The following is an 18,496-nucleotide window of genomic DNA, read 5'->3' on the forward strand; positions in this document are numbered from 1 at the left end:
GGGTGTATAATAGAATCATAAGTTAGCACTTGAGTGTATCGAGTGCTAATCGATCAGACAGAGAGGAGTGATGAGGTGGTTACAGAGCGTCAGCAGGATATTTTAAATCTGATTATTGACATCTTTACCAAAACGCACGAACCTGTCGGATCCAAAGCCTTGCAAGAGTCTATTAACTCTAGCAGTGCAACCATTCGTAATGACATGGCGGCTCTAGAAAAGCAAGGTTTGCTTGAGAAGGCTCATACTTCAAGTGGTCGGATGCCAAGTGTTGCTGGTTTTCAGTACTATGTAAAACACTCACTGGATTTTGACCGACTGGCTGAAAATGAGGTTTATGAGATTGTCAAAGCCTTTGATCAGGAATTCTTCAAATTGGAGGATATTCTGCAAGAGGCTGCTAATCTACTAACAGACTTGAGTGGCTGTACGGTAGTAGCACTGGATGTTGAACCGAGCAGGCAACGTTTAACAGCCTTTGATATCGTTGTTTTGGGGCAACATACAGCCTTGGCAGTATTCACTCTAGACGAGTCTCGAACGGTTACCAGTCAGTTTCTGATCCCAAGGAACTTCTTGCAGGAGGATTTGCTGAAACTGAAGAGCATCATTCAGGAACGTTTCCTCGGTTATACCGTTCTAGATATTCACTACAAGATTCGGACGGAGATTCCGCAGATTATCCAGCGTTACTTTACAACAACGGACAATGTGATTGATCTCTTTGAACATATCTTTAAGGAAATGTTCAACGAAAACATTGTGGTGGCTGGCAAGGTCAATCTCTTGAATTTTGCCAATCTGGCAGCTTATCAGTTCTTTGACCAACCGCAAAAGGTGGCCTTGGAGATTCGTGAGGGGCTGCATGAGGATCAGATGCAAAATGTCCGTGTTGCAGACAGTCAAGAGTCCTGTCTAGCTGACCTAGCGGTGATTAGTAGCAAGTTCCTCATTCCTTATCGGGGAGTTGGAATTCTAGCGATTATCGGTCCAGTCAATCTGGATTACCAACAGCTAATCAACCAAGTCAATGTGGTCAACCGTGTTTTGACCATGAAGTTGACAGATTTTTACCGCTACCTCAGCAGTAATCATTACGAAGTACATTAAGATTGAAATCATTAAAGGAGGCGAAAATGGCCCAAGATATAAAAAATGAAGAAGTAGAAGAAGTCCAAGAAGAGGAAGTTGTGGAAACAGCTGAAGAAACAACTCCTGAAAAGTCTGAGTTGGACTTGGCAAATGAACGTGCAGATGAGTTCGAAAACAAATACCTTCGCGCTCATGCGGAAATGCAAAATATCCAACGCCGTGCCAATGAAGAGCGTCAAAACTTGCAACGTTATCGTAGCCAGGACTTGGCAAAAGCGATTCTTCCTTCTTTGGATAACCTTGAGCGTGCACTTGCAGTTGAAGGTTTGACAGATGATGTGAAGAAGGGCTTGGAAATGGTGCAAGAAAGCTTGATTCATGCTTTGAAAGAAGAAGGAATCGAAGAAATCGCAGCTGACGGTGAATTTGACCATAACTACCATATGGCCATCCAAACTCTCCCAGCAGACGATGAACACCCAGCAGATACCATCGCCCAAGTTTTCCAAAAAGGCTACAAACTCCATGACCGCATCCTACGCCCAGCAATGGTAGTGGTGTACAACTAAGATACAAAGCCCGTAAAAAGCTCACAGTAAAAATAGGAGATTGACGAAGTGTTCGATGAACACAAGGAAATCTATCTTTTTTACCCAGAGCTTAGGGCGTGTTCGATTAGGCAATTCTGACGGTTGCAACATATATAATAGAAACCTTGTCCGAAACGACAATAAACTATGAAGAAAGATAAAAAGTAGTTTAGCTTTGCAATAGTGAGCGAAGCGAACCAAAGACGATACTCTTCGCCGTGGCGTTATTTGCGCAAACTTTGAGACCTTAGGCTCAAAGTTTAGTCAAAGAGATTGACGAAGTCAAGCTCTGACGGCGCCGCCACCTAAGAAGAGTATCAAAAAGAAAGAATATAAAATTTAAGGAGAAAAACACATGTCTAAAATTATCGGTATTGACTTAGGTACAACAAACTCAGCAGTAGCAGTTCTTGAAGGAACTGAATCAAAAATCATCGCAAACCCAGAAGGAAACCGCACAACTCCATCTGTAGTCTCATTCAAAAACGGTGAAATCATCGTTGGTGATGCTGCAAAACGTCAAGCAGTTACAAATCCAGATACAGTTATCTCTATCAAATCTAAAATGGGAACTTCTGAAAAAGTTTCTGCTAACGGAAAAGAATACACTCCACAAGAAATCTCAGCTATGATTCTTCAATACTTGAAAGGTTATGCTGAAGACTACCTTGGTGAAAAAGTAACCAAAGCAGTTATCACAGTTCCTGCTTACTTCAACGATGCTCAACGTCAAGCAACAAAAGATGCTGGTAAAATCGCGGGTCTTGAAGTAGAACGTATCGTCAACGAACCAACTGCAGCAGCTCTTGCTTACGGTTTGGACAAGACTGACAAAGAAGAAAAAATCTTGGTATTTGACCTTGGTGGTGGTACATTCGACGTCTCTATCCTTGAATTGGGTGATGGTGTCTTCGACGTATTGTCAACTGCAGGGGATAACAAACTTGGTGGTGACGACTTTGACCAAAAAATTATCGACCACTTGGTAGCAGAATTCAAGAAAGAAAACGGTATTGACTTGTCTACTGACAAGATGGCAATGCAACGTTTGAAAGATGCAGCTGAAAAAGCGAAGAAAGACCTTTCTGGTGTAACTTCAACACAAATCAGCTTGCCATTTATCACTGCAGGTGAGGCTGGACCTCTTCACTTGGAAATGACTTTGACTCGTGCGAAATTTGACGATTTGACTCGTGATCTTGTAGAACGTACAAAAGTTCCAGTTCGCCAAGCCCTTTCAGATGCAGGTTTGAGTTTGTCAGAAATCGACGAAGTTATCCTTGTTGGTGGTTCAACTCGTATCCCAGCTGTTGTAGAAGCTGTTAAAGCTGAAACTGGTAAAGAACCAAACAAATCAGTAAACCCTGATGAAGTAGTTGCTATGGGTGCGGCTATCCAAGGTGGTGTCATTACTGGTGATGTCAAAGACGTTGTCCTTCTTGATGTAACACCATTGTCACTTGGTATCGAAACAATGGGTGGTGTCTTCACAAAACTCATCGACCGTAACACAACAATTCCAACATCTAAATCACAAGTCTTCTCAACAGCAGCAGACAATCAACCAGCCGTTGATATCCACGTTCTTCAAGGTGAACGCCCAATGGCAGCAGATAACAAGACTCTTGGACGCTTCCAATTGACAGATATCCCAGCTGCACCTCGTGGAATTCCTCAAATCGAAGTAACATTTGACATCGACAAGAACGGTATCGTGTCTGTTAAGGCCAAAGACCTTGGAACTCAAAAAGAACAAACAATTGTCATCCAATCAAACTCAGGCTTGACTGACGAAGAAATCGACCGCATGATGAAAGATGCAGAAGCAAACGCTGAAGCAGATAAAAAACGTAAAGAAGAAGTTGACCTTCGTAATGAAGTAGACCAAGCAATCTTTGCGACTGAAAAGACAATCAAGGAAACTGAAGGCAAAGGCTTCGATGCAGAACGTGATGCTGCCCAAGCTGCCCTTGATGACCTTAAGAAAGCTCAAGAAGATAACAACTTGGACGACATGAAAGCAAAACTTGAAGCATTGAACGAAAAAGCTCAAGGACTTGCTGTGAAACTCTACGAACAAGCCGCAGCAGCGCAACAAGCTCAAGCAGGAGCAGAAGGCGCACAAGCAACAGGAAACGCAGGCGATGACGTCGTAGACGGAGAGTTTACGGAAAAATAAGATGCAAAGCCCGTTAAAACCTCACAGTGAAAATAGGAAATCTGACGCAGAAACTTTAGTTTCTAGAAAGATTTATCTTTTTCACCAAGAGGTTAGGGCGTGCTCGATTCGGTAAGATGTTGAGGTATTAATATGAATGATAGAGTTGAATTGGAACTCATCTCTGATGAAACACATGAAAATGGTACATATGATGAGAGAGTGAGAACTTATAAATGCCCTTGTGGTCAAGGAACTGTCGTCTGGTCTAAAGAACGTCCGAATGGTAGTGGTTACGGCTATCAAGCAACTTTTTCAGATGCATTTTGCTATTGTGACAATTGTAAAGATAAATATGATGTTAGCGAATGGAAAGGCTATGCGATTCCGCTATAAATCATAAAATATGGAAATCCAGAGGTTGCAACCCAGCCTCTGTTTTTCGATAAAATAGAGGATGTTGCGTATGAAAAAAGTACTTTGTGTCATTTATCCTAATTTTTCTCTTTATGAGATAACCACTTTAACAAGTGCTTTAGCTCTGTCTTTTGATATCACGATTGATTATGTAGCTTCTGAGAATTCGATGGTGGTCTCTGAGGATGGTTTGTCCTGTCAACCGACGAAAACATTGGATCAGATCCGTATAGAAGATTATTCTTGTGTGATTTTGCCGGGAATGGTAAATATAGGTCCTGCTCTACAAGATGAGAAATTGATCTCGTTTTTGAGAAGTCTTAATGAGCAAGATATCCTAATTGCAGCCATTTCTTCAGCGCCCCTTTTATTGGCGAAAGCAGGCTTATTGAACGATACGAAATTTACAGGTGGGATTTGGCAAAACTTCTTTGACTATTTTGAATTTCTTCCACGTGAGAATTTCCACCCCAAACTGGTTGTGCAAGATAAAAATATCATTACGGCTATAGGCTTTGCGCATCAAGAGTTTGCAAGAAAAGTGATTTTCGGTTTAGGGTTGGCAGAGAATACGGACAACTATTTTAGAGAACAGAACGAGTATGCTGAAGAGGATTTGATATTTACTCTATCAGATGAAGAGTTTAATCAAGTGAAGCAGAGTATAGAAAACAGCCTCTAAAGATTTACATGAAAATTATAGAAAGGAACAAAGGTGTTCGTAACTGAACACGGGTTCCCAAATTTCTTACTCAATATAACAGAAAGGAATTGAACCCGACCTAAATTCTCGGAAAAAAGATAAATCTGCCTAGGAGCATCGCTCCAGCGTCAGATTTCCTATTTTTCAGTCGAATTTTACGGTCTTGGTATCTTGTATGAACAATACTGAATTTTATGATCGTCTGGGGGTGTCAAAAAACGCTTCGGCAGACGAAATCAAAAAGGCTTATCGTAAGCTTTCGAAAAAATATCACCCAGATATCAACAAGGAGCCTGGTGCTGAGGAAAAGTACAAGGAAGTTCAGGAAGCCTATGAGACTTTGAGTGACGACCAAAAACGGGCTGCCTATGACCAATATGGTGCGACTGGAGCCAACGGTGGCTTTGGTGGTGCTGGTGGTTTCGGCGGTTTCGATGGGGCAGGAGGCTTCGGTGGTTTTGAGGACATCTTCTCAAGTTTCTTCGGCGGAGGCGGTGCTTCGCGCAATCCAAACGCTCCTCGCCAAGGGGATGACCTCCAGTATCGTGTAAATTTAACCTTTGAAGAAGCTATTTTCGGAGCTGAAAAAGAAGTTAAGTACAACCGTGAAGCAAGCTGTCGTACATGTAATGGCTCTGGTGCTAAGCCAGGGACAAGTCCAGTCACTTGTGGACGCTGTCATGGCGCTGGTGTCATTAACGTCGATACACAGACTCCGCTTGGTATGATGCGTCGCCAAGTAACCTGTGATGTCTGTCATGGTCGCGGAAAAGAAATCAAAGATCCATGTACAACCTGTCACGGAACAGGTCATGAAAAACAAGCCCATAGTGTACATGTCAAAATCCCTGCTGGTGTGGAAACTGGGCAACAAATTCGCCTAGCCGGTCAGGGTGAAGCAGGATTTAACGGTGGACCATACGGTGACTTGTATGTAGTAGTTTCTGTGGAAGCTAGCGATAAGTTTGAACGTGAAGGAACGACTATTTTCTACAATCTCAACCTCAACTTTGTCCAAGCGGCTCTTGGTGATACAGTAGATATTCCAACTGTTCACGGTGATGTTGAATTGGTTATTCCAGAGGGAACTCAGACTGGTAAGAAATTCCGTTTACGTGGTAAGGGAGCTCCGAGCCTTCGTGGCGGTGCAGTTGGTGACCAATACGTTACCGTTAATGTCGTAACACCGACAGGCTTGAACGACCGCCAAAAAGCAGCGCTTAAAGAATTCGCAGCTGCAGGTGATTTGAAAGTCAATCCAAAGAAAAAGGGCTTCTTTGACCATATTAAAGATGCCTTTGAAGGAGAATAAAGCAAAAAGAGCCGTTGGGCTCTTTTTGTTTATAGATTTTTTAAAACTTTCCTTAAGTAATGACGGACGGTAGCGACCTTCTTCGAAGTTCCATACCTAAACTTTGAGCCTAAGTCTCAAAGTTTCCGGACACCTGAAACCAAGCTGTTTCAGGTGTTTTCATTACGGCGGAAAGTCTTCGATTTAGTTGTGAAATGGTGAATGAGTTGCCTAAATTATGATGTATAGTTAATGGGATATAACTTGTTTACCTTTTAAAAAAGAGCCGTCGGGCTCTTTTTACTTATCTTCAGTTTCCTGCAGTTCTTTTATCACAGCTAGTCTAGTCTGAATATCCTTTTCCAAGACTTTAAATTTGTAAGTCAGGTCTTCTTGGTATTCCTTGATGAGTTCTTTTTGCTGGTCGATGATTTGCAGACTGTTTTGGATAATATCTACATCGTCCTTGATAGCTTGAACGCGGTCAGTGGTATTCAAGACTTCATCTGTGATGGTTTGGCGATTTTTTGTGACCAGATAACTTCCGGCTGCAGCTCCTGCAAATAGCAGTAGGTTGGATAATTTCATGGCAACTCCTTAGGCATTTTTGATGGTTTCAGCGACTTGAGCGAGTTTGTCAAAGTCTGGTTCGTGGGCGATAAAATCAATCTTGAGGTCATCGTCCGCACTGTAGCGAGGTACGAGGTGAACGTGGGTATGAAAGACGGTTTGCCCTGCGATTTCTTCACAGTTAGCAATGATATTCATACCAGCAGCCTTGGTAGCTTTCATGACTTTTTGAGCTACTTTTGGTACTTGGGCAAAGAGTTGGCTAGCGCTAGTAGCGTCCATCTCCAAAAGATTGCGATAGTGTTCCTTTGGCACGACTAAGGTGTGTCCTGGTGTCACTTGAGAGATATCAAGAAAGGCAAGAACCTGCTCATCTTCATATACTTTTGAAGCAGGAATTTCCCCTGCGATGATTTTACAAAAAATGCAATCTGACATAAAATCTACCTCTACTGTATTGAATTTTGATATAATATAGCTACATTATACCAGATTTGGAGAAAATATGTTAGAAATTAAAAACCTGACAGGTGGCTATGTTCATGTTCCTGTCTTGAAAGATGTGTCCTTTACTGTTGAAAGTGGGCAGCTGGTCGGTCTGATTGGTCTCAATGGTGCTGGGAAATCGACGACTATTAATGAGATTATCGGTCTGTTGACACCTTATAGTGGCTCCATCAATATCAATGGCTTGACCCTGCAAGAAGATGCAACGAGCTACCGCAAGCAAATTGGCTACATTCCTGAGACGCCCAGCCTTTATGAGGAATTGACCCTCAGAGAGCATATCGAAACGGTTGCCATGGCTTATGGTATTGAGCAGAAAGTGGCTTTTGAGAGAGTGGAGCCTTTGTTAAAAATGTTCCGTCTGGATCAGAAATTAGACTGGTTCCCTGTTCATTTTTCAAAAGGGATGAAGCAGAAAGTCATGATTATCTGTGCTTTTGTGGTGGATCCGAGTCTCTTTATCGTGGATGAGCCTTTCCTTGGTCTTGATCCGTTGGCTATTGCAGACTTGATTCAGCTTTTGGAAGTGGAAAAGCAAAAGGGTAAGTCTATTCTCATGAGTACTCACGTGCTGGATTCGGCGGAGAAGATGTGTGATGCCTTTGTCATTCTTCACAAGGGAGAGGTGCGTGCCAAGGGGAATCTCCTGCAACTGCGCGAAGCCTTTGATATGCCTGAGGCCAGTTTGAATGATATTTACTTGGCTCTGACCAAAGAGGAGGAGCTATGAAAGACTTGTTTTTAAAGAGAAAGCAGGCTTTTCGTAAGGAGTGTCTTGGTTATCTGCGCTATGTGCTCAATGACCACTTTGTCTTGTTCCTGCTTGTTCTGCTGGGCTTTCTAGCCTACCAGTACAGTCAACTCTTGCAACATTTTCCTGAAAATCATTGGCCTATTCTTTTGTTTGTAGGAATTACGTCTGTTTTACTTTTGCTTTGGGGAGGAATTGCTACCTATATGGAGGCTCCAGACAAGCTCTTTCTCTTGGTCGGAGAAGAGGAAATCAAGCTCCATCTCAAGCGTCAAACTGGCATTTCCCTAGTCTTTTGGCTCTTTGTCCAGACCCTTTTCTTGCTGTTATTTGCGCCTTTATTTTTGGCAATGGGCTATGGCTTGCCAGTTTTTCTGGTCTATGTGCTTTTATTGGGGGTAGGAAAATATTTCCTCTTTCGTCAAAAGGTCAGCAAATTTTTCACTGAAACTGGACTGGACTGGGACTATGTCATTTCTCAAGAAAGCAAGCGTAAGCAAGTCTTGCTTCGTTTCTTTGCCCTCTTTACGCAGGTAAAGGGAATTTCAAACAGCGTCAAGCGTCGTGCCTATCTGGACTTTATCCTAAAGGCTGTTCAGAAGGTTCCTGGGAAGATTTGGCAAAATCTCTATCTGCGTTCTTACTTGCGAAATGGAGATCTCTTTGCCCTCAGTCTCCGTCTTCTCTTGCTTTCTTTGCTGGCGCAGGTTTTTATCGAGCAAGCTTGGATTGCGACAGCAGTTGTGGTTCTCTTTAACTACCTCCTGCTCTTCCAGTTACTGGCCCTCTATCATGCCTTTGACTACCAGTATTTGACCCAACTCTTTCCACTTGACAAGGGGCAAAAGGAAAAAGGCTTGCAGGCGGTAGTCCGAGGATTGACCAGTTTTGTTTTACTTGTGGAATTAGTTATTGGGTTGATTACCTTCCAAGAAAAATTGGCTCTTCTAGCCTTGCTGGGTGCAGGTTTGGTTTTACTAGTCTTGTATTTGCCTTATCAGGTAAAACGTCAGATGCAGGACTAATCTTGCTTATATGACACTAAAAAAGAAGTTGAGTTCGGTTTGTCTCAGCTTCTTTTTAGTTACTACAAGATAATGGTTGGTCCGTAGAGGCTCAACTTGGTCTTGACTTGATCAAAGTGGAAACGGTCATAGGCCCGCCAAGCGGCGCGAGTAGGGGCATCTGGCTCAAGAGCGCTGAGTCCCATGAGAAGACTGGAAGTCTGGTAAAATTTTTCCAGTTCAATCAAGACTCGATTATCCACTGTTTCAGCCTTGGCTAGAAAGCCAAGAATAGAGTTTAATTGCTCCTGAAAGCGGACGTCGTCAGCGGTTGCCTGTTTGCATGCTTGGTAGGCTTTGTTTAAGTCAGTAATCAAAGTCTGAGCTCTTTTGATAGGGTCTGTATCTGTCATGAGAATTCCTCCTTTAATCTGGGTGCCAGTCTTGTTTCTAGCAACTGTGTTTTGATACTGTCAGTTTATCACTTTTATCTCCTTTTTTATCTACAAATCTTTAATTGTTCTTGAAATTTCCTGAATGGTACTGTTAAGATTTTATGATAAAATAGTTGTAAGATTATCATGCTTATTTGAGGAACAAGACACCCTTCAGGAGCGTTAAAGGCCTGTTTAAGATTTGGTGGGCTTGTGTCAGAGTATTTTTGCTATTCTCTTTTTAGGAAGAAATCGAAACAAGGAGAGTAAGAAGATGAGAATATTTGTTTTAGAAGATGATTTTTCCCAACAGGCTAGGATTGAAACGACGATTGAGAAACTCTTGAAGGAGCATCATATCACTCCGAGTTCTTTTGAAGTCTTTGGTAAGCCAGATCAACTGCTGACAGAGGTGCATGAGAAGGGAGCTCATCAACTATTCTTTTTGGATATTGAGATTCGAAATGAGGAGATGAAGGGGTTGGAAGTGGCTAGAAAGATTCGGGATCGGGATCCGTATGCCCTGATTGTCTTTGTGACGACTCACTCAGAGTTCATGCCCCTGTCCTTTCGCTACCAAGTGTCTGCTTTGGACTACATTGATAAGGCCCTTTCGGCAGAGGAGTTTGAATCTCGTATCGAGACAGCCCTCCTCTATGCCAATAGTCAAGACAGTAAGAGTCTGGCGGAAGATTGCTTTTACTTTAAATCAAAATTTGCCCAGTTTCAGTATCCTTTTAAAGAGGTTTATTATCTTGAAACATCGCCCAGAGCCCATCGTGTTATTCTCTATACCAAGACGGACAGGCTGGAATTTACAGCGAGTTTGGAGGAGGTTTTCAAGCAGGAGCCTCGCCTCTTGCAGTGCCACCGCTCTTTTCTCATCAATCCTGCCAATGTGGTGCGTTTGGATAAGAAAGAAAAACTCCTTTTCTTTCCCAATGGTGGGAGCTGTCTGATCGCGCGTTATAAGGTCAGGGAAGTGTCTGAAGCTATCAATAACTTACATTGAGTTAGGAGAGCTTATGTATAATATTTGGATTATATTGTATACACTAGTTATTATTGGGCTAGAAATTATCATGTTCTTTAAGGTAGATGGAATTGGTCTAACTTTTGAGAGAATTTTTAAGGCCTTTCTTCTGAAATTTCTTCTAGCAGCAATTGTTACAACTTTTAATTATTTAGTCTTGACTGACTATCTGTCATACTTTATAGAACCCTTGTTCGGCCTCAGCTTGTCTTTCTTATTGTTAAGAGGACTTTCTAAAAGACTCCTTTTCTTTTATGGTCTCTTTCCAATTGTATTGATGGATATCTTTTACAGAAGTGTCTCCTATTTTGTGTTTCCGTTTTTTGGGAAAGGGATTGTAGATGGAGATGGAAATCCTGTCTTTTTGTTGATTATGCTATTCGTTTGCTCCATAGTATTAGTCTTTTTGAAATGGTTGGACTATGATTTCACTAGCTTGAGAAGGGAGAGTCTAGATAAAGATTTTCAAAAATCTCTGACTACGATTAACTGGATAATGGGGGCTTACTTTCTAGTCATGGAAACTTTGTCTTTCTTTGAATATGAACAAGTTATCCAATCAAAGACTGTTCGCCATTTGATTCTAGTGTTTTACCTCATCTTTTTTATGGGAATTGTCAAGAAGCTAGATACCTATTTGAAGGAAAAACTTCAGGAAAAACTGAACCAAGAGCAGGCCTTGCGCTACAGAGATATGGAACGCTATAGTCGGCATATAGAGGAACTTTACAAGGAAGTACGGAGTTTTCGCCATGACTACACCAACCTCTTGACCAGTTTACGTCTGGGTATTGAAGAGGAGGATATGGAGCAGATAAAAGAGGTCTATGACTCGGTCTTAAAGGATTCTAGTGAAAAATTGCAGGACAATAAATATGACCTGGGCAGATTGGTGAATGTTCGAGACCGTGCCCTCAAAAGTCTTCTAGCAGGGAAATTTCTAAAAGCTAGAGATAAGAACATAGTCTTTAATGTCGAAGTTCCAGAGGAGATTCAGGTCGAGGGGATGAGTCTACTTGATTTTCTAACCATTGTGTCTATCCTTTGTGACAATGCTATTGAAGCTAGTGTGGAAGCCAGCCAACCTCATGTTTCAATCGCCTTTTTAAAAAATGGAGCACAGGAGACCTTTATCATTGAAAATTCCATCAAAGAAGAGGGCATAGATATCTCTGAAATCTTCTCCTTTGGAGCCAGTTCTAAAGGGGAGGAGAGAGGAGTTGGTCTCTATACCGTTATGAAGATTGTGGAAAGTCATCCCAATACCAGTCTAAATACCACCTGCCAAAATCAAATCTTTCGTCAAGTTTTAACGGTTCACTCGATGTCAGTTGATGATTAGAAGACTTGTGTAAAGAAGTATTGCCTGCAGTCATCGATTAAAATACTATAGTGTATGAGGTGTTTTATATGAATAAGAAATCATTTTTTATCATCTGTTCTACGTTAATCATAGCATCGAATCTTCTCATGATTTCTGTGGTGAATAAGGGAGAAGAAACGGGGAGTAATCTGTTTGTGATTGCTATAGCCTGTGTTTTACTACCAGCCTTTTTATATGCGGTTGAGAACCGAATGGCTTCTTTAATTAGGACAGAGTCAGTAGCTTTACTCTTATTGACAGTATTGTCTTTAGTCCGTCTCGTCAACAGAATAGAGAGGACGCCTGAAATTCTCAACATTATTATTACCCTCCTCGTTTTGGCAGGTGGGACAGCCTGTATCCTTATTGCGATTATGAGAATATATGAGAACAGACGGAAGTAAGGGTGAATAGTTAGATCTTTACGTTGTTAAATTCCCCTAGGGCAAGTATGTTTTTCATGCTTGCTTTTTAAATTTTTTACAATTCAAGATGTTTTGATGACCATTTGTGATTTGGATGGAAAATTTTAAAAAATAGTAGTATACTAACCTTATTAAGGTTGTAATAGGACGAAAGTAAAAAGAGGTATTCCTCGTGAATGCAAAAACAATGCTACAATTGACTATTATGCTTGCTTAAAGGTTTGAGCTTGTATGTAGAGGAGCTGTACTTGGAGGTAATTATGGATTTCAAAAGTTTTCTTATTGCTTTTGTTGTTAGTATGTTTGTTTCTTTTATTACTTCTTTAATTAGGAAAAAATTTTTAAAATCTCCAAAGAAGAATAAAGATAGATCTAATTAGATAAAAAGATTTTTTATCGCTAGTTTAATCTACAGTGGAGTTTCTTTAATATTGTTTCGCCTGTTAAAATGATATGTGATAGCAGGATAAAAAAATCTACAAATTAAGTTGGTATCAATATGGTGTAAAGGGCAAGTATGTTTTTCATGCTTGCTTTTTTAAATTTTTTACAATTCAAGATGTTTTGATGACCATTTGTGATTTGAGTGATCCAAGGTCAAAATGAGTGCTATACTAGCAGTGTAAAGGTTGTAGCTTAACTAAGATAAAGCATACATTTAGGAGGAAATCTTATGAAGAAAAAAATACTGATCATTTTCGTTCTGTATCTGATTATGTCTATCCTTCTTTATCCGCTTAGGGAGAGTATTTGGTATCATCTATTTTATACAATAGCCTATATGATTGCGGTTATAATCTATCTTGCTTTAACTAAAAAGAAAGGAGCAAAGAAATGAAAACTTTTCTTGCTAAAAAACGGAACATCTTCCTTGCGAGATTGTTCTTAGGTCAGTTGCCTTTACTTGTCTCTACTTATCTATTTCTATCTCGTCAGTTTTTAAATTTTTCCTTGGTTTTCCAATTTCTTTTAGTGGTTATTAACTTGGCTTCTATTTTGGTCACTGTTTATCTCACTAGAGAAATGAGGATAAGAAAGTTTGAAGATGATGATTTGGTTAGTCCTAGAACCAATCAACTCATGTTCATCGGCTTGACAGGTTTTATGTCTATTATTTGTTTGTATAGAGGTGTCACAGCAGGAGAATCTTACCAACAACTAATTGCCTATATTGGCGCTATTCTCTGCTTGATTATTATGCTTCTACTCATTTGGGGCTTGAAGTATTATAAAAAGTAGGGAAGAACTTGCGGCTAGTCTATAGTCTGATAAGAGGAGGTCATCATGTATAAACACTTATTTTTCCTAGATTCCAAAACTTTAGACCGGTTGACGCCCTATATTCTGGTCTTGGCTTCTGACACCATTGCCTTTAATGTTTTTGTGCTAACCTTTGTATCTGCGGTGGTCTTTAATTCCCTAAATTCCATGCTAGCTTTAATGGCTATATTCTTAGGGGCTGGCTATGTGGTCGGATTTTGGTTACTCAAATGGTTTGTTTTGGAAAGACTAGATCTAAAGAATGACGTGTAGGAAGTCTGTTTGGTGAGGAGGATAGCTTTATGGCCATTTTCAATAAGTGTCATGCCTTGTTTTTGGGATTTTTAGTCTTTGCAATCATTGGTACAGCGGGATATTCCGTCAATCAAGGGGATTATTTTCAACACCAGTACACATTCATTATGATAAAGAGTCTCTTGCTTTTCCTTAGTTTTGGCTATGCGAGATGGTTTGACATGATTTCTTTTGGGATGTTAAGCAAGAAACAACTCTTGCTCTTCATTGGAATCTTTCTTCTCACTGTGCTGGTAAATATAGGTTATCATGCCTTTTTCTCAGTTGCTTCTGGTGCTTCGGCTCAACACCTTGAGGAAACGAGTAAAGGACTTTCGCTTTCCTTTATTGTAAGTGCCATAGTTTTGGCCCCTATCCATGAGGAACTCCTGTTTAGAGGACTTCTTCAGGGTGCTGTTTTTGACAATTCTTGGTTAGGGTTTGTGCTAACTTCATCTCTCTTTTCTTTCATGCATGGACCTTCTAATGTCCCTTCGTTTATTTTTTATCTACTTGGGGGCTTGTTACTGGGCTTTGCTTATAAAAAGAGCCAAAACCTATGGGTTTCTACTCTAGTCCACATGTTTTACAACAGTTGGCCACTCTTATATTATTTATAAAAATTATGAAAAGGTAAGTAGGAGATTGTGCTTACCTTTTTCTTTCTATAATGATACCCAAGCCAATCTAGAGGCTTTTCTTTGAGAATCGGGTGTGGAGCGGTTGACGAATAGCCCAAAAACTAGTAGAATAGTAAGGAAACTTTATACGGAGGAAAGAAATGGATTTGGGTGATAATGAGCTAACACTGACTCCCATACCTGGGAAAAGTGGCAAGGCTTATATGGGTAGCTATCCTGATGGGAAGCGTATCTTTGTAAAAATGAACACCTCTCCAATCCTACCTGGTCTAGCTAGAGAACAAATTGCTCCACAATTATTATGGAGTCGCCGTTTGGCAGATGGGCGTGATATGTGTGCTCAAGAATGGTTGACAGGCAAAATATTGACCCCCTATGATATGAATCGTAAACAAATCGTCAATATTTTAACCCGCCTTCATCGCTCACGTCCTTTGATGACACAGTTGAGTCGTTTGGGATATGCCATGGAAACACCTGTAGATTTACTACAGTCTTGGCAGGAAACGGCTCCAGATGCTTTGCGTAAAAATCATTTTATCAGTGAAGTGATGACTGATTTACGTCAGACTATTCCAGGATTTAGAGAGGACCATGCGACCATTGTCCATGGAGATGTACGACATAGTAATTGGATTGAGACAGACAGTGGCTTAATTTATTTGGTGGATTGGGATTCGGTTCGCTTGACCGATCGCATGTTTGATGTGGCCCATATGCTCTGCCATTATATTCCAGAACATCAGTGGAAGGAATGGTTGACCTACTACGGTTACAAGTACAATCAAACGGTATTAAGTAAATTGTATTGGTACGGTCAATTGTCTTATTTGAGCCAGATTTCCAAGTATTATATGAACCAAGATTTAGAAAATGTCAATCGGGAGATTCATGGCTTGCGTCACTTCCGAGACAAGTATGGAAAGAGAAGATGAGAGTTAGAAATCGTAAAGGGGCAACAGAATTACTAGAGGCAAATCCCCAGTATGTGGTCCTCAATCCCTTGGAAGCCAAGGGAAAATGGCGGGACTTGTTTGGTAATGATAATCCCATTCATGTGGAAGTTGGAAGTGGAAAGGGTGCCTTTGTTTCAGGTATGGCCAAGCAAAACCCTGACATCAACTATATCGGGATTGATATTCAAAAGTCTGTTTTGAGCTACGCTTTGGACAAGGTGCTTGAAGTTGGAGTGCCTAACATTAAGCTCTTGTGGGTAGATGGTTCTGACTTGACTGACTACTTTGAAGACGGTGAGATTGATCGCTTGTATTTGAACTTTTCAGATCCATGGCCTAAAAAACGCCATGAAAAGCGTCGTTTGACTTACAAGACCTTCTTGGATACCTTCAAGCGTATCTTGCCTGAAAATGGAGAAATTCATTTCAAGACGGATAACCGTGGCTTGTTTGAGTACAGCCTAGTGAGTTTTTCTCAGTATGGCATGAAGCTCAATGGTGTCTGGCTTGATTTACATGCCAGTGATTTTGAAGGCAATGTCATGACAGAATACGAGCAAAAATTCTCCAACAAGGGGCAAGTTATCTACCGAGTTGAGGCAGAATTTTAAGAAATAGCCTGAAATCAGGCTGTATAAGTGCTTTTGCTTTACATAAGCTGGCAAACGTGCTATACTAAGAGTAAGAATATGAAAAGAGAGGCGGGGAAATATCTTCGCCTCTTGCTTATGAGGAGGTGGACGCAATCGCAACAATCGTAGAATTAGTCAGAGAAGTTGTAGAACCTGTCATCCAAGCACCTTTCGAACTCGTGGATATCGAGTATGGAAAGATTGGCAGTGACATGATTCTCAGTATTTTTGTAGATAAACCTGAAGGAATTACCTTGAACGACACGGCAGACTTGACAGAAATTATCAGTCCTGTCTTAGACACCATCAAGCCAGATCCCTTCCCAGAACAATATTTCCTAGAAATCACCAGTCCAGGCTTGGAACGTCCTTTGAAAACCAAGGATGCTGTCGCTGGAGCGGTTGGGAAATACATTCATGTCGGGCTCTACCAAGCCATCGATAAGCAAAAGGTCTTTGAAGGAACCTTGTTGGCCTTTGAAGAGGACGAGTTGACCATGGAATATATGGACAAGACGCGTAAGAAAACCGTCCAAATTCCATATAGTTTAGTATCAAAAGCACGTTTAGCAGTTAAATTATAGAAAAAGAAAGGATAGCTTTTGAGGATTCAAAAGTGAAGAAAACATGAGTAAAGAAATGCTAGAGGCCTTCCGCATTTTGGAAGAAGACAAGGGAATCAAAAAAGAAGATATCATCGACGCAGTAGTAGAGTCGCTTCGTTCCGCTTATCGCAGACGCTATGGTCAATCAGACAGCGTAGCTATTGACTTCAATGAAAAAACAGGTGACTTTACAGTCTATACTGTCCGTGAAGTGGTTGATGAAGTATTTGATAGCCGTTTGGAAATCAGTTTGAAAGATGCTCTTGCCATTAATTCAGCCTATGAACTTGGTGACAAAATCAAGTTTGAAGAAGCACCTGCTGAGTTTGGTCGTGTAGCAGCTCAATCTGCCAAACAAACCATCATGGAAAAAATGCGCAAGCAAACACGTGCCATCACTTACAATACTTATAAAGAACATGAGCAAGAAATCATGTCTGGTACTGTAGAACGCTTTGATAACCGTTTTATCTATGTCAACCTTGGCAGCATCGAAGCCCAATTGTCAAAACAAGACCAAATCCCTGGAGAAGTTTTTGCTTCTCATGATCGTATTGAAGTTTATGTCTACAAGGTTGAAGACAACCCTCGCGGGGTCAACGTCTTTGTTAGCCGTAGCCATCCAGAAATGATCAAACGTTTGATGGAGCAAGAAATTCCAGAAGTTTATGATGGAACTGTTGAAATCATGAGCGTGGCTCGTGAAGCTGGTGACCGTACGAAGGTTGCCGTTCGCAGTCATAATCCAAACGTGGATGCTATCGGTACAATCGTTGGACGTGGTGGTGCTAATATCAAGAAGATTACCAGCAAATTCCACCCAGCTCGTTATGATGCTAAAAATGACCGCATGGTACCAATCGAAGAAAATATCGATGTTATCGAGTGGGTAGCAGATCCAGCTGAATTTATCTACAATGCCATCGCTCCTGCTGAAGTTGACCAAGTTATCTTTGATGAAAACGACAGCAAACGTGCCTTGGTGGTTGTTCCTGATAACAAGCTTTCTCTTGCTATCGGTCGTCGTGGGCAAAACGTTCGCTTGGCGGCTCACTTGACTGGTTACCGTATCGATATCAAGTCTGCTAGCGAATTTGAAGCCATGGAAGAAGCTGGTTCGGTAGATTTGGAAGCAGAAAACGATACTGTAGAAGAATAAAAGCTGCTAGAGGAGGGAAAGATGAAAACGAGAAAAATCCCTTTGCGCAAGTCTGTTGTGTCTAACGAAGTGATTGATAAGCGTGATTTGCTCCGCATTGTCAAGAATAAGGAAGGGCAAGTCTTTATCGATCCGACAGGCAAGGCCAATGGCCGTGGCGCTTATATCAAGCTAGACAATGCAGAAGCCCTAGAGGCGAAAAAGAAGAAGGTCTTTAACCGCAGCTTTAATATGGAAGTGGAAGAAAGCTTTTATGACGAGTTGATCGCTTATGTGGATCACAAAGTAAAAAGAAGAGAGTTAGGACTTGAATAAGCAAAAGATAAGCAATCTCTTGGGACTTGCTCAGAGAGCAGGGCGGATTATATCGGGTGAAGAATTGGTGGTCAAGGCCATTCAAGATGGCAAGGCCAAGTTGGTCTTTCTAGCCCATGATGCTGGACCCAATCTGACCAAGAAGATTCAAGATAAAAGTCATTATTATCAAGTAGAAACTGTAACCGTGTTTTCAACACTGGAATTAAGCATAGCAGTCGGGAAATCAAGAAAGGTTTTGGCTGTAACAGATGCTGGATTTACAAAGAAAATGAGGTCTCTTATGGAATAGAAGA

Annotated in this window: 24 protein-coding genes; 21 read left to right on the plus strand and 3 right to left on the minus strand. The window is 41.0% G+C overall.

What is annotated here, in order from left to right:
* The first annotated feature begins 75 nt into the window (after positions 1-75).
* The 6 genes from hrcA to dnaJ all read left to right on the plus strand — a co-directional run bounded on the left by hrcA (position 76) and on the right by dnaJ (position 6,272).
* Positions 76-1,110, plus strand: coding sequence for a heat-inducible transcriptional repressor HrcA (hrcA, locus tag M594_RS01925; RefSeq protein ID WP_173876731.1), 1,035 nt, complete (start codon positions 76-78; stop codon positions 1,108-1,110).
* Between the two features lie 26 nt (positions 1,111-1,136).
* Positions 1,137-1,661: a nucleotide exchange factor GrpE gene (grpE, locus tag M594_RS01930; RefSeq protein ID WP_000046029.1), complete on the plus strand. Its 525-nt coding sequence runs from the start codon at positions 1,137-1,139 to the stop codon at positions 1,659-1,661.
* Positions 1,662-2,037: 376 nt separating this feature from the next.
* Positions 2,038-3,861, plus strand: a complete 1,824-nt coding sequence (gene dnaK, locus M594_RS01935; RefSeq protein WP_000034661.1) for a molecular chaperone DnaK — start codon at positions 2,038-2,040, stop codon at positions 3,859-3,861.
* A gap of 132 nt (positions 3,862-3,993) precedes the next feature.
* Positions 3,994-4,236: a hypothetical protein gene (locus M594_RS01940; RefSeq protein ID WP_173875827.1), complete on the plus strand. Its 243-nt coding sequence runs from the start codon at positions 3,994-3,996 to the stop codon at positions 4,234-4,236.
* Positions 4,237-4,306: 70 nt separating this feature from the next.
* On the plus strand, positions 4,307-4,939 hold the full coding sequence (locus M594_RS01945) for a DJ-1/PfpI family protein (protein WP_173875828.1): 633 nt from the start codon (positions 4,307-4,309) through the stop codon (positions 4,937-4,939).
* 196 nt (positions 4,940-5,135) lie between these two features.
* The gene (dnaJ, locus tag M594_RS01950) at positions 5,136-6,272 is read left to right on the plus strand and encodes a molecular chaperone DnaJ (RefSeq protein ID WP_136936942.1); all 1,137 of its coding nucleotides are present in this window, start codon (positions 5,136-5,138) and stop codon (positions 6,270-6,272) included.
* A 279-nt stretch (positions 6,273-6,551) separates the two neighbouring features.
* On the opposite strand, the gene M594_RS01955 is transcribed toward dnaJ, so the two are convergent.
* On the minus strand, positions 6,552-6,839 hold the full coding sequence (locus M594_RS01955) for a hypothetical protein (RefSeq protein WP_000777752.1): 288 nt from the start codon (positions 6,837-6,839) through the stop codon (positions 6,552-6,554).
* A 9-nt stretch (positions 6,840-6,848) separates the two neighbouring features.
* On the minus strand, positions 6,849-7,259 hold the full coding sequence (locus M594_RS01960) for an HIT family protein (RefSeq protein WP_001278317.1): 411 nt from the start codon (positions 7,257-7,259) through the stop codon (positions 6,849-6,851).
* Between the two features lie 67 nt (positions 7,260-7,326).
* On the opposite strand from M594_RS01960, the gene M594_RS01965 reads away from it, so the two are divergent.
* Entirely contained in the window at positions 7,327-8,058 is a 732-nt protein-coding gene (locus M594_RS01965; protein ID WP_050251578.1) for an ABC transporter ATP-binding protein, read from the plus strand.
* Positions 8,055-9,104 carry an ABC transporter permease gene (locus M594_RS01970; RefSeq protein WP_173875829.1) on the plus strand — a complete coding sequence of 350 codons (1,050 nt, stop codon included), beginning with the start codon at positions 8,055-8,057 and terminating at the stop codon, positions 9,102-9,104. Before M594_RS01965 ends, M594_RS01970 begins: the two co-directional genes overlap by 4 nt.
* A gap of 62 nt (positions 9,105-9,166) precedes the next feature.
* Here M594_RS01970 and M594_RS01975 read toward each other — a convergent pair whose 3' ends face one another.
* Positions 9,167-9,496 (minus strand): helicase BlpT, encoded by a 330-nt coding sequence (locus M594_RS01975; RefSeq protein ID WP_084947397.1) that lies wholly within the window; start codon positions 9,494-9,496, stop codon positions 9,167-9,169.
* 295 nt (positions 9,497-9,791) lie between these two features.
* Between M594_RS01975 and M594_RS01980 the strand changes: the two genes are divergently transcribed.
* From M594_RS01980 to M594_RS02035, 13 genes are all read left to right on the plus strand, one after another.
* Positions 9,792-10,529: a response regulator transcription factor gene (locus tag M594_RS01980; RefSeq protein ID WP_173875830.1), complete on the plus strand. Its 738-nt coding sequence runs from the start codon at positions 9,792-9,794 to the stop codon at positions 10,527-10,529.
* Between the two features lie 13 nt (positions 10,530-10,542).
* Positions 10,543-11,892, plus strand: a complete 1,350-nt coding sequence (locus tag M594_RS01985) for a sensor histidine kinase (protein ID WP_173875831.1) — start codon at positions 10,543-10,545, stop codon at positions 11,890-11,892.
* 68 nt (positions 11,893-11,960) lie between these two features.
* On the plus strand, positions 11,961-12,317 hold the full coding sequence (locus M594_RS01990; RefSeq protein WP_120719177.1) for a hypothetical protein: 357 nt from the start codon (positions 11,961-11,963) through the stop codon (positions 12,315-12,317).
* 320 nt (positions 12,318-12,637) lie between these two features.
* Positions 12,638-12,718 (plus strand): hypothetical protein, encoded by an 81-nt coding sequence (locus M594_RS10085; protein ID WP_419991826.1) that lies wholly within the window; start codon positions 12,638-12,640, stop codon positions 12,716-12,718.
* 454 nt (positions 12,719-13,172) lie between these two features.
* Entirely contained in the window at positions 13,173-13,577 is a 405-nt protein-coding gene (locus M594_RS01995) for a hypothetical protein (protein WP_020903123.1), read from the plus strand.
* Between the two features lie 45 nt (positions 13,578-13,622).
* A complete protein-coding gene (gene blpZ, locus M594_RS02000) occupies positions 13,623-13,871 on the plus strand; it encodes an immunity protein BlpZ (RefSeq protein WP_000276505.1) in 249 nt (82 codons plus the stop codon).
* Positions 13,872-13,900: 29 nt separating this feature from the next.
* Positions 13,901-14,512: a CPBP family intramembrane glutamic endopeptidase gene (locus M594_RS02005; protein WP_173875832.1), complete on the plus strand. Its 612-nt coding sequence runs from the start codon at positions 13,901-13,903 to the stop codon at positions 14,510-14,512.
* A gap of 161 nt (positions 14,513-14,673) precedes the next feature.
* Positions 14,674-15,468 carry a cell cycle regulator CcrZ gene (ccrZ, locus tag M594_RS02010; RefSeq protein WP_173875833.1) on the plus strand — a complete coding sequence of 265 codons (795 nt, stop codon included), beginning with the start codon at positions 14,674-14,676 and terminating at the stop codon, positions 15,466-15,468.
* Positions 15,465-16,100 (plus strand): tRNA (guanosine(46)-N7)-methyltransferase TrmB, encoded by a 636-nt coding sequence (gene trmB, locus M594_RS02015; protein ID WP_001266094.1) that lies wholly within the window; start codon positions 15,465-15,467, stop codon positions 16,098-16,100. Before ccrZ ends, trmB begins: the two co-directional genes overlap by 4 nt.
* 125 nt (positions 16,101-16,225) lie before the next feature.
* Positions 16,226-16,705 (plus strand): ribosome maturation factor RimP, encoded by a 480-nt coding sequence (rimP, locus tag M594_RS02020; RefSeq protein ID WP_000338691.1) that lies wholly within the window; start codon positions 16,226-16,228, stop codon positions 16,703-16,705.
* A gap of 43 nt (positions 16,706-16,748) precedes the next feature.
* Complete coding sequence (gene nusA, locus M594_RS02025) at positions 16,749-17,885, plus strand: transcription termination factor NusA (RefSeq protein WP_000032274.1); 1,137 nt, start codon at positions 16,749-16,751, stop codon at positions 17,883-17,885.
* A gap of 21 nt (positions 17,886-17,906) precedes the next feature.
* On the plus strand, positions 17,907-18,200 hold the full coding sequence (gene rnpM, locus M594_RS02030; RefSeq protein ID WP_000857560.1) for an RNase P modulator RnpM: 294 nt from the start codon (positions 17,907-17,909) through the stop codon (positions 18,198-18,200).
* Complete coding sequence (locus tag M594_RS02035; RefSeq protein ID WP_173875834.1) at positions 18,193-18,492, plus strand: YlxQ-related RNA-binding protein; 300 nt, start codon at positions 18,193-18,195, stop codon at positions 18,490-18,492. The genes rnpM and M594_RS02035 overlap by 8 nt, the downstream gene beginning before the upstream one ends.
* Positions 18,493-18,496: the final 4 nt, after the last annotated feature.

It is taken from the genome of Streptococcus mitis (assembly GCF_013305725.1).
In the GTDB taxonomy this organism is placed as follows: Bacteria; Bacillota; Bacilli; order Lactobacillales; family Streptococcaceae; genus Streptococcus; species Streptococcus mitis_BO.

Bases quoted from the DNA above. Each gene is read 5' to 3' on its own strand.
- grpE (WP_000046029.1), top strand. From the start codon at position 1,137: ATGGCCCAAGATATAAAAAATGAAGAAGTAGAAGAAGTCCAAGAAGAG.
- dnaK (WP_000034661.1), top strand. From the start codon at position 2,038: ATGTCTAAAATTATCGGTATTGACTTAGGTACAACAAACTCAGCAGTA.
- M594_RS01940 (WP_173875827.1), top strand. From the start codon at position 3,994: ATGAATGATAGAGTTGAATTGGAACTCATCTCTGATGAAACACATGAA.
- M594_RS01945 (WP_173875828.1), top strand. From the start codon at position 4,307: ATGAAAAAAGTACTTTGTGTCATTTATCCTAATTTTTCTCTTTATGAG.
- dnaJ (WP_136936942.1), top strand. From the start codon at position 5,136: ATGAACAATACTGAATTTTATGATCGTCTGGGGGTGTCAAAAAACGCT.
- M594_RS01955 (WP_000777752.1), bottom strand. From the start codon at position 6,839: ATGAAATTATCCAACCTACTGCTATTTGCAGGAGCTGCAGCCGGAAGT.
- M594_RS01960 (WP_001278317.1), bottom strand. From the start codon at position 7,259: ATGTCAGATTGCATTTTTTGTAAAATCATCGCAGGGGAAATTCCTGCT.
- M594_RS01965 (WP_050251578.1), top strand. From the start codon at position 7,327: ATGTTAGAAATTAAAAACCTGACAGGTGGCTATGTTCATGTTCCTGTC.
- M594_RS01970 (WP_173875829.1), top strand. From the start codon at position 8,055: ATGAAAGACTTGTTTTTAAAGAGAAAGCAGGCTTTTCGTAAGGAGTGT.
- M594_RS01975 (WP_084947397.1), bottom strand. From the start codon at position 9,496: ATGACAGATACAGACCCTATCAAAAGAGCTCAGACTTTGATTACTGAC.
- M594_RS01980 (WP_173875830.1), top strand. From the start codon at position 9,792: ATGAGAATATTTGTTTTAGAAGATGATTTTTCCCAACAGGCTAGGATT.
- M594_RS01985 (WP_173875831.1), top strand. From the start codon at position 10,543: ATGTATAATATTTGGATTATATTGTATACACTAGTTATTATTGGGCTA.
- M594_RS01990 (WP_120719177.1), top strand. From the start codon at position 11,961: ATGAATAAGAAATCATTTTTTATCATCTGTTCTACGTTAATCATAGCA.
- M594_RS10085 (WP_419991826.1), top strand. From the start codon at position 12,638: ATGTTTGTTTCTTTTATTACTTCTTTAATTAGGAAAAAATTTTTAAAA.
- M594_RS01995 (WP_020903123.1), top strand. From the start codon at position 13,173: ATGAAAACTTTTCTTGCTAAAAAACGGAACATCTTCCTTGCGAGATTG.
- blpZ (WP_000276505.1), top strand. From the start codon at position 13,623: ATGTATAAACACTTATTTTTCCTAGATTCCAAAACTTTAGACCGGTTG.
- M594_RS02005 (WP_173875832.1), top strand. From the start codon at position 13,901: ATGGCCATTTTCAATAAGTGTCATGCCTTGTTTTTGGGATTTTTAGTC.
- ccrZ (WP_173875833.1), top strand. From the start codon at position 14,674: ATGGATTTGGGTGATAATGAGCTAACACTGACTCCCATACCTGGGAAA.
- trmB (WP_001266094.1), top strand. From the start codon at position 15,465: ATGAGAGTTAGAAATCGTAAAGGGGCAACAGAATTACTAGAGGCAAAT.
- nusA (WP_000032274.1), top strand. From the start codon at position 16,749: ATGAGTAAAGAAATGCTAGAGGCCTTCCGCATTTTGGAAGAAGACAAG.
- rnpM (WP_000857560.1), top strand. From the start codon at position 17,907: ATGAAAACGAGAAAAATCCCTTTGCGCAAGTCTGTTGTGTCTAACGAA.